The organism is Methylocystis sp. H62 (assembly GCF_015709515.1).
In the GTDB taxonomy this organism is placed as follows: domain Bacteria; phylum Pseudomonadota; class Alphaproteobacteria; order Rhizobiales; family Beijerinckiaceae; genus Methylocystis.
Genome location: NZ_JADNQZ010000038.1, coordinates 21,649 through 35,712 on the forward strand (window position 1 = coordinate 21,649; position 14,064 = coordinate 35,712).

The 14,064-nt window shown below is 57.1% G+C and carries 8 protein-coding genes and 4 pseudogenes; 4 read left to right on the forward strand and 8 right to left on the reverse strand.

Annotation, left to right across the window (positions count from 1 at the left end; genetic code table 11):
• Window positions 1–96 precede the first annotated feature (96 nt).
• Window positions 97–318 (reverse strand): hypothetical protein, encoded by a 222-nt coding sequence (locus IYY11_RS02575; RefSeq protein ID WP_210331203.1) that lies wholly within the window; start codon window positions 316–318, stop codon window positions 97–99.
• 256 nt (window positions 319–574) lie between these two features.
• Entirely contained in the window at window positions 575–829 is a 255-nt protein-coding gene (locus IYY11_RS02580; protein ID WP_210331204.1) for an IS1096 element passenger TnpR family protein, read from the reverse strand.
• A 373-nt stretch (window positions 830–1,202) separates the two neighbouring features.
• On the opposite strand from IYY11_RS02580, the pseudogene IYY11_RS23620 reads away from it, so the two are divergent.
• Window positions 1,203–1,373: pseudogene (locus tag IYY11_RS23620) on the forward strand (transposase); the annotation flags it as partial.
• On the forward strand, window positions 1,343–1,984 hold the full coding sequence (locus IYY11_RS02585; protein ID WP_196402614.1) for an IS5 family transposase: 642 nt from the start codon (window positions 1,343–1,345) through the stop codon (window positions 1,982–1,984). The pseudogene IYY11_RS23620 and the gene IYY11_RS02585, both read left to right, overlap by 31 nt.
• Before the next feature lie 55 nt (window positions 1,985–2,039).
• Here IYY11_RS02585 and IYY11_RS02590 read toward each other — a convergent pair whose 3' ends face one another.
• Window positions 2,040–2,621, reverse strand: a complete 582-nt coding sequence (locus IYY11_RS02590) for an SMC-Scp complex subunit ScpB (protein ID WP_312029688.1) — start codon at window positions 2,619–2,621, stop codon at window positions 2,040–2,042.
• A gap of 892 nt (window positions 2,622–3,513) precedes the next feature.
• On the opposite strand from IYY11_RS02590, the gene IYY11_RS02595 reads away from it, so the two are divergent.
• Together IYY11_RS02595 and IYY11_RS02600 are read left to right on the forward strand one after the other, a co-directional pair.
• Window positions 3,514–7,974 (forward strand): peroxidase family protein, encoded by a 4,461-nt coding sequence (locus IYY11_RS02595; protein WP_196402615.1) that lies wholly within the window; start codon window positions 3,514–3,516, stop codon window positions 7,972–7,974.
• 168 nt (window positions 7,975–8,142) lie between these two features.
• Window positions 8,143–8,469, forward strand: a pseudogene (locus tag IYY11_RS02600) (ISKra4 family transposase); the annotation flags it as partial.
• 206 nt (window positions 8,470–8,675) lie between these two features.
• Here IYY11_RS02600 and IYY11_RS23625 read toward each other — a convergent pair.
• The 5 genes and pseudogenes from IYY11_RS23625 to IYY11_RS02625 all read right to left on the reverse strand — a co-directional run.
• Window positions 8,676–8,933, reverse strand: coding sequence for a transposase (locus tag IYY11_RS23625; RefSeq protein ID WP_409455213.1), 258 nt, complete (start codon window positions 8,931–8,933; stop codon window positions 8,676–8,678).
• A gap of 631 nt (window positions 8,934–9,564) precedes the next feature.
• The gene (tnpB, locus tag IYY11_RS02610) at window positions 9,565–9,714 is read right to left on the reverse strand and encodes an IS66 family insertion sequence element accessory protein TnpB (RefSeq protein ID WP_196402617.1); all 150 of its coding nucleotides are present in this window, start codon (window positions 9,712–9,714) and stop codon (window positions 9,565–9,567) included.
• A gap of 720 nt (window positions 9,715–10,434) precedes the next feature.
• Window positions 10,435–12,924 (reverse strand): S8 family serine peptidase, encoded by a 2,490-nt coding sequence (locus IYY11_RS02615; protein ID WP_196402618.1) that lies wholly within the window; start codon window positions 12,922–12,924, stop codon window positions 10,435–10,437.
• A 218-nt stretch (window positions 12,925–13,142) separates the two neighbouring features.
• Window positions 13,143–13,350, reverse strand: a pseudogene (locus IYY11_RS02620) (thiamine pyrophosphate-requiring protein); the annotation flags it as partial.
• Between the two features lie 139 nt (window positions 13,351–13,489).
• A pseudogene (locus IYY11_RS02625) lies at window positions 13,490–14,064 on the reverse strand (ISKra4-like element ISMet1 family transposase); the annotation flags it as partial.

Here is a 14,064-nt window from a genome sequence, read left to right on the forward strand (position 1 = left end):
AGTCTCGCTTTGAAAGCGAATCGACATCACCTCAGTGGGAGAAGTGTTTGTCGACCTTCTCCCGCACTCCCGATCAGCTAGCGGGCAGCAGACAATTCACTGTTGTTGATGCATCAGAATGAGATGCTGTCCTTGCCGCAAATCGGAATTTACCCTGCGTCGGCGGAATGGTCGCGGCGACCAGCGTTCGCGTTCCTCTGTTCGCTTAACAACCTCTTCAAGCAGCGAGCGAATATTGCAGTTGTCGAGATCGTTCCTGCGTTCCCAAAGTGCGGCCTTTTCGATGATTTCCGCCATGATTCCAAGATCATTGCTCATTGAGCGCCTCGAATGAATATGGAGCATTGCTCCGATTGAGATAGCCGGCCGGTCCTCCGCAATCCTCGGGCGGCAAGCCCCTATTCCATCAGTGCAAAACGGATAGTCTCGTTCAGACTCGAACCTTTCTTCGAGCCTCACCTAGTGACGCCAAGGAATGTTCAGATCATTTTCGTAGACGAAGCGCGCACCCTTGCGAAGGCACAAGCTTTCCAGCGTCACGTCCGGCGAGCGAGCGGCCACCAGCCAGGATCCGTTAACGAATGGCGCGCAAATGAAATTCAAAGAGATGGATGCCTTGCCAGCCCATCGCGCCCTGGATCACGCCGTGCAGCTGGCGAAGCGTGGAGGCCGTCGGCACGTCCAATCGGCGCCAAACCATTGGGCTGAGACCCAGCAGCCAAACCTTGAATCGAATTGTTGTGCCGGGCATTTCCGGGGCGGAAGTGGGAGATGAGCCTGTTCGTCTTGGCAAAGGGATCTCCAACGCCACACCTTGCTCATTGCTCATTCTACCCGCGAAAACAGAAGCCGTTAGCCGCCGCCCCACACTTCCTCATGGTCTCCCATTAGATCCCCTTTCAGGCCAAGGTCTCGATCACGCCGTGGCCCGCGGATTTTCTGCAGCGCGAGATCCTCGTCCATCTCGGGCGGGGCCAAACAGAGGTCGGGGCGTACTCCGCATGGCTCGAACAGTCTTGGCGCGTTTACTTTCGGAACCACCGTCAGGCATATTGCGCTGAGAGGCGGTGGAGCGACTATCTTTGCTGACTTCTTATATTCTAGGCGGTGTGGACGAATTTGCGATTGAAGATCGCTTGGGGATTCCCAGGCGGAATCAGGCATGATTCATAGGACTCCGACTGAGTCGGAGACCAGAAGCCATGTCGACACGGATTGACGAGGAAGACTGGGCGCATACGCTCACGGTGTTTCGGGCCTGCCTTCCGCGTCGCGGACGCAAAGGCGAAGACGATCGTCACTTCCTCGAAGCACTTCATTTCTTCACGCTCGAAAACGTAAGGTGGCGCGCGCTGCCGGAGCGGTTCGGACGCTGGAACAGCGTCTGGAAACGCTTCGATCGCTTGAGCAAGGCCGGCGTATTCGAGGCCTTCTTCGACACGCTCGCCTCCATGAGTTCGTCGGCGCATCTGATCCAGATGTTCGATTCAACGATCGTGCGCGCGCACGTATCGGCCGCAGGAGCCAAAGGGGGCAAGACGCGCAGGCGCTCGGACGGTCGCGCGGCGGCTTCACCACGAAAATTCACGCCAAGTCGGACGCGTCGGGCGACATCATCGCTTTCGATCTGACCGGCGGCGAGGCTGCCGACGCGCCGCATTTCGAAACGCTCCTCGATATCGGGCCGGACATTCAGCCCCGCGTCGTCATCTGCGACAAGGGCTACGCCAGCAAGGACAATCGCGCAGCGGCGAGATCGCGCGGCGTTGCGCCCGTGATCCCGTACAAGGCCAATGAGAAGAACAAGCCCGCCTTCTTCGCGCGCACGCTCTACAAGGCGCGTTCGCGGATCGAGCAGGGCTTCGGCCGGCTCAAACGATTCAAGCGCATCGCGCTACGTTGCGAGAAGACCGCCAGAAATTTCCAATCTATCGTCAGTTTCGCCGCTGGTCTCTGCTTGATCAAATTCGTCCACACGGCCTAGTCGCGAGAGTTCTGTCGTCGATCATTCCTAATGCTCCCCGCGTCGCTCTCCGCATCTAGATCCACCTCTCCTGCGAACAAAACATCATCGAGATCGGCCTTGGGCTTTGGCATCTCCAAGAGCCCTTCGTCTTCAAGCCTTTCGATGTCGGGAAGCTCGCGCAGCGTCGCGAGCCCGAAGACCTCCAGGAATTTTTGGTCGTTACGTAGGCGAAAGGCGCGCCGGGCTCCGGCGCGCGCAAAGCGCCATCAATCAAGCCATGGCGTTTGAGCGCGCCAATGACATCGCGGCTGATCGCCCTGCCAGCAAGACGGGACAAACCGGCGCGCGTGGCGGGTTGCAGATAGGCAATCGCCGTCACGGCCAAAATCTCCGTCGGCGTCAGCTCCGGCGCGCCGGCGTCGCGCAAACCGTCGCGGCCCGCCGCTCGGATCGCCGGCGCGAAGCGCGGCTTGGTACGGAGTTGATAGCCCCCGGCGACAAAGACCAGCTCACAGGGCCGCGTACGCAGTTCGTCTCGGATGTCGCTAATTAAGTCGTCAAGATTACAGGCCGATCCGACAACCCGCGAGAGCGCTTCTCTCGCCACCGGACTACGCGCGCAGCGAAAACGACGGATTCGACGCGTCCCATCCATTCCCGCCAGCGCGCAGCCTCCGGCAGATCGACGAGACCGGGTCGAAGGATTCTCGGAACTCGCTTGCCTGAAACGCGGTTTTAGGGCGGCCCATGATTGCGCCTCACCTTGTTCCTCAATGTCCTTCACTCGAACCCCCCACCAATTTCTCAAGTCGCCAAACCCTGATTGTCGACCCTACCCGCCAACTCGGATCTGTCGCCTGCGACGCCTTAAAGCCGGTACAGCCGAAAGCTCGACCGCCCGGTCGAAGGTGCCTCCGCAGTCCGGCGACACATCGATGATCTGATTGAATACCTCTAGGCCAATGAACTTGTGCTCGTGAATTACGGACGCCGTCGCCGCGATCGGCCGCGATTTCAAAGCGCTGTCAATGAAATCCCGTCAAAACGCATGATCAAGAACCAGCAGATTCGATGGAACAGGTGGGCAAGCTTGGAGCTTGGAGCGACGGAATAGAACTCCCGCGATTGACCCGTAGATTGGGCACGCGCCTGCAGCAACGGCTTGCATCTGGTGGTTAAAGTGAGATGCTTTCGCTCGTCAGCGATAGCCCCACTGAATTGCAGTCATCCTTCGCGCGGCGATCTTGCCAAGATTCGTCTTTGGCGGCATGCTGATCGGCATTGAGCGGTTTGAACCTTTATGAGCTTGTCATGGGCAAAAAAATCTTTCTCTTGGCCGACCGTACCGGCAATCCTGCTCAACACATTATGAATCTAACGTTCAGTGCCTTTATCCGGCGCTCGACACGTCCACAAGCGTCGAACGTCGTTGTTCAAGACATTGGACAAGTTTCTGTTAGTTTATGAGAATAACACAGCTGGCATTGAATCGTTCATCCAATGGTATTGGCCAAGTTTCACTTGATAGCGAGTAGGGGGATGCTGGGATGAGTTATTTGATTCAATCAGGTGGTTTTCCATTTGAACTTAGCAAGCACGATCAAGCCCCTGAAGTAGGCGTCAGCACACCGCTGGAAGCCATCAACAACGGCAATCTCGGAATAGCAATCCAAATGCTCGAGGATCTGATCGAGCGAGGCCGCGCATCGGTTGAGGATTGTGAGCGTCTGGCGTGGGTAAAACTCGAAACCGGTGACGCGGCTGGCGCCGCACGCGGTTATCGTAAGTTGCTCAGCGACAACCCTCACTGTGAGCACACGAGCTACTGGCGCGAAATGGCAAACAAGGCCGAAACGACTTCGCGCAACGGCGTCGCAGTGCTGCGCCCAAACGGCTTCGAGCCGTACCTACAGTCACGCGATCCGGATTTGATCGCCGCTTACAACCTGCAGTCGCCGCACGCCCGCGTCCTCGTTGACGAGGACTGGATCGAGCCAAGGGGATACATGCCGGCGATTGGGCTTATGCGAAAGACGAAGAACTGGCTCTCCGGGAGACTCACAGACCTTTTTAGTCCACTCGGCGTCGGCATACAAATCGCGTTTGCCTTCTTGAATACTCCCGATAAGCCCGGCCTTTGGACGCGCTTGCCCAAGATCGGAGCGCTCGCCGTGCTTGCTCATGATCGCGACCGGCTGCTTAACTCACAAAAGGTCCCTGACGGCGTGAAGCGCGACCCAGAATATGTGGTGCCGGGCTACGCGAAGACTGGACCGACCCCAGACGGGGCGTTTGCCGATCCGAAGTTTCCTACGGCCGGTACCGTGGGGACGCCAAACCCGATTCACGGCCCAGTCGACAAGAAACTCGACTGGTCTAACGATCCGCGTCTACCGGACCCTTCGAAGCTCGCCGAGGCTTTCGGTTTCCGAAACGGAAACATGATCAAGGCGCCGAATCTTTCAGCGCACGTCTGGGCACACTTGCAGCAGCTCGTCCACGATGTCCTGCAGACCATGCAGGACGACGTAAGGAAGTACGCTGTCCGCTCTGCCGCGGGGACTGCCGAGCAGCGGCTCGGCATCGAGAAGGTCTACTACCGCGCCGACGCGCGAGACGCGAAGTATGGCGACATGAACGGCGTCACCGGCGCCTGGGACATGAGCCACATCTACGGCAGCTCGATCTCTACCATTGATAAGGTCCGCACTCACCCTGCTACCGGTAAGCTATGCCCCGACGGAAAGCTCTATTTGGAGGGCATGAACCCGGAAGGCCGCGGCGGTAAATGGCTACCGACAGAGATTAACGCGCAAGGTGAACGCCAGATCGTCACTGGGTTCAACCGAAACTTGACGTTGCCTCTTCTCGCCGAGCACACGCTCTACGCGCGCCATCACAACTGGGTGTGCGACGTGTTGAAGTCGCGCCACCCAGATTGGCACACAAACCAGATTTTCCAGATTGCGCGACGAGTGGTCACGATGACCTATGTCAAGATTCATACCGGTGCCTGGACTGACACGCTGTTCGCGCATCCAGCGGTGGTGGAGGGGCTCCACTCGAACCTCTACGGCCGCGGAGAGCGCAAGAGGCCGTTCTACCTCCAGAGGATCTTCGACCCCGAAGGGGGCGACCACCCAATTGTCGATGGACTCGCTGGCAACCGCAAGATCGCCGATTCGATCGAAGTTCCCGAGCAGAAAGGCAAATACTTCCCTATCGCCTATCGCTTCGCGCACGCCATCGTAAACGATTACTTCGATGAAGAGTCGTTCAAGATCGGTGGGTCTATAACAGGGAGTGGCAACCGCATTTTCCTCAGCGACGTGCGTGATCTTGACGGCCATGAATTCCTGAAAAAGTGCGGGCTCGGTAGCGTTTACCATTCGCTCATGAATACCACGATGGGCGCGCCGACCATCAACAATTACGCCGACATTTTTAAACGCATGCCGTCTGAGGAGGGGGTGCTCGATCTGTTCCAGACGGAGATCGCTAAGGACAGGCAACGCGGTGTTGGCTCGTACCAGCAGTACCGCGCCGATCACTATTTGCCCGAGATTCGCTCATACCGTGACCTCTTCGCGAACCCCGAGACTAGGCGCTCGTTGGAGATCATCGCGAAGCTCGAGGAGCTTTACGGCGAATACAACACGGCCACCGGTAAGGTTGACCTGGACGCGATGCTCGGTCTCTTGATTAACGAGAACCGACCAAAGGGCTTTGCGATAACCAACGAAGGCTTTCAGACGTTCGTGGTCGAGGCGTCGGCTCGCATAATGAAACAGCCAATGCTCACAACCCACTGGCATCCGAACGATGTGGGCTGGACGGCGATCAACCTCGTCGAGGCGATTACCAAGGAGAAGCTAATTGCGCTTCATACCGACGAGAATCCAGAGATGTTTGAATACCTGAAGAATCGTCACAAGCCGATCACATTCAATGACATGAGTACCGATGAGAGGGGCCCACTCGAGGCTTTCATTGACTTCAGTAACGAGCACTTCCACGACTTGGGTCTGGGTGCCCCATGGCGCGAGGAGCACTTCACGGGCAAGGGCCTAGAGAACCACTACGTCACACGCATCACGCATGAGCCTACAGGAACGCATTACGTAGTCGACGTGACCGAGGGTCGCGTCTATCGCGACCACACTGGTGACGGCCGTGCCCGAGCGCGCGATGCGATTGCTGATGAGTCGGTAGCCGGCGTCTCGTGCGATGAATTAATCGCGGCGGCTCGAGCGATCCGTGACAGTCATGGCATTGCCTGGCCAGGCGCGCGCTCACCGAACCATAACGAGTTCGTCGGTGGTTGGCGCTTGAGCGAAGCCGAAGTGCGCAAGCTCAAGCAATGGAAAGGTGACAAGAAGGACGAAGGCGTCGCCGCGAAGCTGACAGATATCCAAAAACACACGCTCGTCTTTAACCTTGCGGGCAGTATTGATGACGCGAGCTTCTCAGAAAACCTCGCAGGCTGGAAGGTGCTCGAGAAGAGCGGCATCATGGCGAGCGGTATGGCGATCATGTCGTCGCTGCGCTTCGGTAGTCCGCTATCGCTGAGCATTGGTACTGGTGACGCGATGCTTGCCAGACGGCCAACGAACAGCACCAAGATCTTCGACGAGCAGGGGAACACCGACTGCGCGCGGCTTGCGCACTTCCGCGGCCAAGTCGCGGGCCTCGCGGCGCTGACGCAAGATGGTCATATTTCACGCGACACCTTCATGAAGATGCTCGAGGATCAGGAGGCGGTCAGCTTCACGACGCGCAAGCAATGGGACTCGCTGTTCCGCTTGCTCGCTCGCATCAACGGCCGTCCCACGATCACCGTCGAGAACTTCGACGATCTTTTCACCGGCAAGCTGCTGACCGATGCCTTCGAGAACTTCGCGCCCTCCGAAGTAGTCGAACAGCTCGCGGTTGCGAAGAGGCAGCGACGGCCGCTGACTAGCGCAGCCGCGGTCCCGACTGAGCACGCATCGATTCTCGAGGGGCCGCCGGGGCCTCCATCACATGACCAGCGAATTACAACAGCAGCGACTCTCGGCAACAAGCCCGCTGGGCCGGCGCAACGCGCCCGCTCTGGGCCAGTTGATTTGTCCGACCTAATGAAGTTCGGCGAGCCAAAACTCCCTATCGGGTCGTTCGAGGGGACGAGCCCCAGTGTCAGCGGTCGAAATGACCGCTTGGTGCTGCAGCTCCAGCGTGACTTTCGAAATCCGCAAGGCTACTACGCGTCATTGAGTGAGTACACGCGTCGTCTTCCAGGGTTCGTCGGCCGCCTCGTTCCCGGTCTCCAATTGACCTCTTGGGTAGCCCGAATGTACCCGTATTACATTACGCACAAGAGCGACTACGTTTACGAGGTACGGACCCTGCGCGTGGCAGCCGATGGCTCGCTCGAGGTGCGCCCCGACTCGCGCCCCTCTATCCTTGTGCTAGGCAAGGGCAAAAACGCGATGAAGGGCGCGGTTTTGACCCGCCTCGGCGCGAGCGGCAGCGTTGAGAAGATCGACTTCCATGGCGGCAGGGCGGTGACGACGTGGGAACGTAACATCATCGGCAATTACTTCCTCGCCATTGACCGCTCCGGCGGACAGTACTTCGAGAGGGGTATTAATACCGTCGTCACCGACACGAAAATGGAGTTCAACACACACCATTTGATGGGCCAGTACAAGATCCGGCAGCACGCGGAAGGATTGTTCTTCACGTTAGAGCCGATGAAGTCGCACCAACTTGGCGCTGCGGCCGCGAAGAAGATGATTGGCCAGGGCATGGACATCGTTAACTGGAAGCCATTCCGCACGACAATCGAGATTCTTCTGATGAACCCAGAGGATCCGCGTGACGTGAAGTTCTTCTACGAACGCCATGATAGAGACCCGAAGTTTTCTTTGAAGAATCTGTTCCTGCTTATGACCCGACGTCTGCGCGGCGAGATGCCGATGACCCGCGAAGAACTTCCCCATCAGGTCGCTAACCTATCAGGTGACTAGGCTCCAGACAGCGGACAAGGGACTCCTCAGTCAAAAACGATATCGCCGGGAGGAGGAAAAAAAGCTGGGCGGTCATGCGGGTCGTGTAGGGACGGTTAAATCAACTGGGGCGCCACGGAGCTTTAACATCTGTTAAGGAAAAGAGTTGCCGGCTTCGTAGGAGACGGCATGCGATGGACGGTTACGATTGAAGGTACGGATGAATTTGGCGCTGCGCATCGGTCCGAGATAGCTCTGGAAGAAGATTTGAGCAGTTTGACGGCGGGAGCTGTGGGCTTTTCCATCGAGGACGGCAAGACGATCAGCCTCACCTGCAGCAGGTTATCGTGAAGCAGCAATGCGGGACCTATGTCTTGGTTCGCCGATTTTGCATGGATTGCGAGCTCTTTCGGCGCATCAAGGGCTACGGCAAGCGAAAGATTAGACCGGTGTTTGGCTGCGTCGAGGTTCGTAATCCCCGCGCATCCTGAATTGCCAGCGCTGGTGCCGTATTTCGCGCCGCCGCGGCAGTTTATCGATTTCGGTTCCAATGTGAGACTGATACCAACGGCTCCGCTGACTGACTCACGGGGATTCCCCTGGCGCGAATTTTCTGACTCATTTTGGCGCGAAGGAGATTCGCGCCATGCCAGCAGCAGTGAAACTTCGAGAGGACTTCTCGGCTGAGCAGCTTCAGGGTAAGCGCTGTTACGGCCCCACCTTCAAACGAATGATGAAAGCGGCGAGTCTGATCTCCTGATTTGGAGATAAGGCTCCCTTCGCCAGGTGAACAGTTGCTGTGGCATAGCGCCATGTCGACGCGCGACCTGCGAGACGACCGCGTCAGGAGCCAGCGACTCTTCGACTGCCAGCGCCTTCTCCCCTTCGGACCACCGGCGCCGACCACCAGCTCCAGTGATCACCTCGATGCGCCGTAAACCGGAGCCGTTCGGCTCAAGCGAAGGATCAAGTCTAGACACAAGCCGAAGCAGCAGTTTTCACACGCGGCGGTGCATGGTAGGTCGGGATGATAGTCAAAGTATCGGGGAAGCTGCGGATCATGGGCTGCTCCGCAGCGCATGTGCGATGTGGGCAATATCAGCCATGACCGGAGCGCTCAGTATCTGCATGTTAGCATCGAGAACAGCCGCGGGGGGGCGCCGGCATACGGGGCCGCAAGTCCCCGCCACGGTCCCCCGCGTTCTTGCGGTAGAGCGCATGGGTACGGAGATTTTGAACCCAATTGAAGCGGTCGGCCCACGCCCTGACGAATTCCTCAAACAGCGCGGTCGCATTGGCCAACAAGATGGCAAGGATCATCTGGGCGCTGCTAACGAAAGGCGGCGTCTACAAAAAGTCGCCAGTCGCCATCGCGGCCTGACCAAACAGAGGTTTCCGACAGGAAGCTGTCGGCCAAGCGCAAGGTGCCGAGATAGAGATGAACCACAAGGGACGCCATCCCGGTGTCGGCCAGACCGTCTGACTCACTCCGCCTCGAGCGCGTAAAATTGATTAGAGTCGCCGATATCGCGGAACTCATCGTGGCCAGCGGTCAAATGCCCGCACACAAAGGCCGGACATATGACTGCACCGTCCCGCGGAGTTCAGTTCTCACAAAGCGCCTTGCCAATCGGGCCGTTCCACAAAGATCTTCACGTAGTCGCCGCGCGTGCTGCGGAACACGAAGGCCGCGCCAGAAAAAGGATCGTTGCGCAGAACCTGCACTACGTCGGCGGCGAGTCCGTCGAAACCGCGCCGCATGTCGACGGGCGTTCATCCCTCATACACGTGGTCGGAATTGGCTCGAGAATAGGAGAGCAAAAATGGTCATTCAAACAATTCCCTCATACGCGGTCACGCTCGCTATACTGATTGCGCTCACAGGTTGCAGCGGGGATCGGAACCTAAAGCGCGTTACTTTCGATCCGAACCTCGGCGTTTTCTCCAACCAGAAAGACCGCGTCCGACTCTCAGGACGACTCTTGACATCTACGAAAGAGATCGATGGTCAGTGTATGCAAAAGGAGTGCAAGCAGGGCGAGGGAGGCCCATCCTTCGACTGCGCCAGTTACGCTGCCGCGTGCGTGGGAGCCGGTGAACATTGGTCTGGTACGAAGGAAGGTGGAAAGTGCACGCACGTGCTCTGACCAAGGGCTGAGCACGACGTGGCGCTGACGAACACGCTGAAAGGCTGGAGACGCTCGACTGGCCGTCGCCAAGCGATGAAGAACGCCGAAATAGAGTTGCCTCGCGCTTTGTGAAGCGGTCGCCTTCGGTCTCTTGGCGGTCGCCTCATGGACCTGCAATCGGGAGAGGCACGGCGCGAAATGTGGATGAACGCAACGCGCGCGGCGCTCGAGCATTAACGGTCGCTCCACGCAGTCTGAACTCGGAGCCGCCAATGCCATTCTCGGGGCACCAACTTCGACGTGAAGGGCGCATAGGTCGTGTTTCCGAAGTATCGTCAACGTTCTTCAGCTCTCAATTCAAGGCAAGCATCTTAATGAGGTTGGGCAGGCCAGCGCCTTGCGCGTAGGGATCACGCCGGAGGTCAACGCAGCCAGCGAGCAGAATCTCTTTTACTCGATCAGGGTAACCGATGAATTCCCTTCGGTGAGACAAGAAAGCAGCCAACACGCCAGAAACATGGGGCGTCGCCATGCTGGTGCCGCTCATTTCAGCATAAAGCCCCTGGTATGGAGATGGACCAGCCGACGCATTCCTTTGCTCGGTCCAATTGTAATTTGCGGACAGAATTCGCTCTCCTGGCGCAACTACATCGGGTTTTCGACGTCCATCCGCCGTCGGTCCACGGGAAGAAAAGTACGAAATACCGTAGGTATGGGGGTTCGTTTTATGAACGGAACCCACGGCAATCGCTTCCTCCAAGTTAGCCGGGTCGCCGATAGAGAGGTCGAGATTGGCTTGTATTGGGCCGCCGCCTTCTGCGCCTGTCAAAACCGCGTAGCCCTCGTTACCTGCAGCAAGACAGACTAGAACTCCCTGGCGCCAGAGCCGGCGGAGTTCGTCACAAAGCGGCGTATGGCCCGTCCCAAAAATACTGGGATCAAAGTTTCCACCGAGACTGAGATTAACACCGTGTATAACCAGCTGCCCCGAGCTTTCATTCATAGAACTGATCAAATCGAGAGCTTTGATGATCCAGCTATCACGACCGTTGCCATTGTCATCGAGCACCTTGAAACCGTAAAGCGTGCAGCGCGGCGCCATCCCGGCGAACTTGACATTAGTTCCGCCGGAATTGTTCCCCTCATCGATTTCCAGGTCGTTCTCCCCAGCGATAATGCCCGCGACATGCGTTCCATGACCGTTGCCGTCCAGCTTAGCAAAATGGGTTGTCCTCGAGGTCAGCCTCGGCGGATCCCCTCTTTTTGTACAATCCCATTGCGCAACCACATTCTTATGCTTTGCGAAATGCGGGTGGTCGGCGCAGATGCCTGTATCGAGTACGGCCCAGCATATACCGTTTCCATCGGCGCCGTAGCCAAGATTTGCCGGCCGGGCTTGGACCGTATGAGTTGACTCGGATATGAATGCGCGTTTGCTCGCGTTGCGCCAAATGCCATCGATCTTGAGTTCACTGAACACCGAACGCAGCGTCTCTACTTCCAGTCGTGTCAGATCGGCGGCAACGTAGTGTCGTAGCCGTTCTAGGTTCGCGTCTTTTGGATTCTGATTTGTCGCGACAAGAATTTCCGAGATTTTGAGTTCTACGTTCGCCGCCACCTTTTCCAAATCCTTGGGACGAGCTGGGTCGCCGGGTTTGCTTTGCGAAAGTTGAATGAGTGTTGCGTGACGTTGGCTCCTCAAGCCATCCTCCAAGTCGGCTACGAGGTCTTTCGCAATCGCGAAGGGAGCGATGGCCTGCGAAAAAGCAGTACCCAACGCATCTCTCAAGGCGGCTTGAACCGAATTTGTCCTGAGATAACCAGTGCCCGAATGAGGATGTTGAGGAGAATCCAGATTGAACTCGATATCGTTCTCTATTTTTCCCTCGAAATCGTCGGAGATGTCTTTGTCGAATGCTACTGGATCGAGTGGGTCAGCCACGTTAAGCCAACGGTCAACGCAAGAGGGAAACGGCAGCGTGCCTCCTGTCCACTCGCGCAATGCATCTTGAACCTCTTGAAGTCCTAAAGGAGAGCCGATGGTGACAAACAGTGGCACGTGGCATTGTGCACGATTGAGTTGCCTCAGAACATCGTAAGCAATCATTGATCCTTGGCTGTGTCCGATAACGACAAATGGACCTCCACCTGCGGAGATGCGATCGATCAGGCTTTGTTCCATCGCTGCTCGACGCTCTTTCACGAACATGAAATCATTCACGTCACGAAGAAAGGCTCGGGTCAGGTTTCGCGCGATCAGACGACGCAGAAACTCCGGCAATGGAAAGACCTTCGCGCGGATGTCTCGCGCGGCCAAGCCGTCTACGTTCGGAGCCGTAGCACGATTCATCAACTTTTCGGCGATCTGCGTCAGACAGAGTTGGCGTTTCGCATCTGATGTCAAAGCACTAATCTCGTTCGAGAGCGTTAGCTGATTATCTCCTTTCTGGCCACTTGCTACAGCCATGATCGCCCGTGTCGAGGCTTCGTCATCTTCAATCTTGACGACATCGCCTGTGGCGCAACTTTCATCGAGCGGACGAGGATAGTAGTCTCGGTTGACCCAATAGGCCATTCGGCTGCGGTCTCCTAGTCGCGTACCGAATAGCGCATTGTCCCATTGGCATTTCAGAACCGATGCCACAGGCTTGTTGCCAATCCCATGGACGTAGATGATCGTGTTGGTTTTTTTTGCTCCCGCGGCTTTCGGTGCTTGCGCCTTTGCTCCGACTTGGTGCAATACGACTGCAGTGGCAGAGAGCTCCTCTGGCGCACGCGTATTAGCTGTGCTTTCAGAACGGCGCTTACGGTTCTTCGTTGAAGTCTTATCGCTCTTAGCCATTTTCGTGCCCCTATGGGTTTGGTTACAAAATATGTTGGCGTATTACTGATGCGATGATGCTATTAGATAGTGGCAAGGTCAATGATTTGATTGACAAGCTTCTGGGCAGCGTTTCCCGCGACTCGCACGATTAGCTGCCCGAACGCTTCATGGAACTCGGGCCAGTGAGCTCACGGCAAGGGAACGACGAAATAAAGACGCGATCCCACGCGAAATGCCGCGGCGTCTCCATGGAGATTGACCTCCATCGGGAACCGAATGCTGAGCATGGATGGATCAATGTCAATCTGAACGCCCCCGCGCCTGCCCCTCATGCGGAAGAAACTCAGAAAAGGGAAAGCCGGAGCCGATCATCAGCAATGTGTCGCACTCCATCATCAGGTCATAGCTTGGCTTCGTGCCAAGCAGTCCGATGGAGCCTGTCACGTTGCGCTTAATTGTAAGAATGCGCCAGTTCTCTCCCGTTGCTGCAGCTAATTTGAGAATGTCTCGGCGCGAGATGGGACCGTTAAATTAACTGGGGCAGCTATGCTGCTCGAAGGAGTGGCGGCGTCGGCTGAAACAGCTAGTTCAAACGCGATTTGAAGACTGGCGGTTCGTAGGACAACTGCTCACGCAAGTTTCCGTTCATGACCGCGGCGCGCACCTGCAGCATCAGATGAGCGCCGCGCTTTGACCATCGCATCTGTTGTTTTTTGACCATGCGGCGTGCGGTCAGCGAATTCACTGCGGATTCGGCCAGCGCAGTGGCGATCCGTCGTCCCGACCGATATCGAGCTCCGTAATCGACGATCGCAGACTTGTTTTGACGGATGTAAGTCAGAAGCGGTTGCGCCAATTGCCATATGCGGGCGGCGCCCAGGTCGCCTTGCTCGCGTAACATCGACATGTCTGCGATGATTTCCCCGAGGTGTTCTATCGCTCGATCGACCTGTCCATGCCACAGCTTCCACTTCAAGGCGCGGATCTCCTCATCGAGAACGACGGTTTCATTTGTCCATTCGTCGCGCCAGCGAACGATATGATCGGCGACTTGCTGTAGGGGCTGGATTTTCATAGCGATGTGGAACCAATCAACGATATTCCTGGTCGGACGCGGCAAATTGCGAGGTAGCCGCTTCATAATCTCCGCGCCATCAG

Excerpts from the sequence above, each read along its gene's own strand:
- IYY11_RS02575 (WP_210331203.1), bottom strand. The coding sequence starts at position 318 with ATGAGCAATGATCTTGGAATCATGGCGGAAATCATCGAAAAGGCCGCA.
- IYY11_RS02580 (WP_210331204.1), bottom strand. The coding sequence starts at position 829 with ATGAGCAATGAGCAAGGTGTGGCGTTGGAGATCCCTTTGCCAAGACGA.
- IYY11_RS02590 (WP_312029688.1), bottom strand. The coding sequence starts at position 2,621 with ATGGATGGGACGCGTCGAATCCGTCGTTTTCGCTGCGCGCGTAGTCCG.
- IYY11_RS02595 (WP_196402615.1), top strand. The coding sequence starts at position 3,514 with ATGAGTTATTTGATTCAATCAGGTGGTTTTCCATTTGAACTTAGCAAG.
- tnpB (WP_196402617.1), bottom strand. The coding sequence starts at position 9,714 with ATGCGGCGCGGTTTCGACGGACTCGCCGCCGACGTAGTGCAGGTTCTG.
- IYY11_RS02615 (WP_196402618.1), bottom strand. The coding sequence starts at position 12,924 with ATGGCTAAGAGCGATAAGACTTCAACGAAGAACCGTAAGCGCCGTTCT.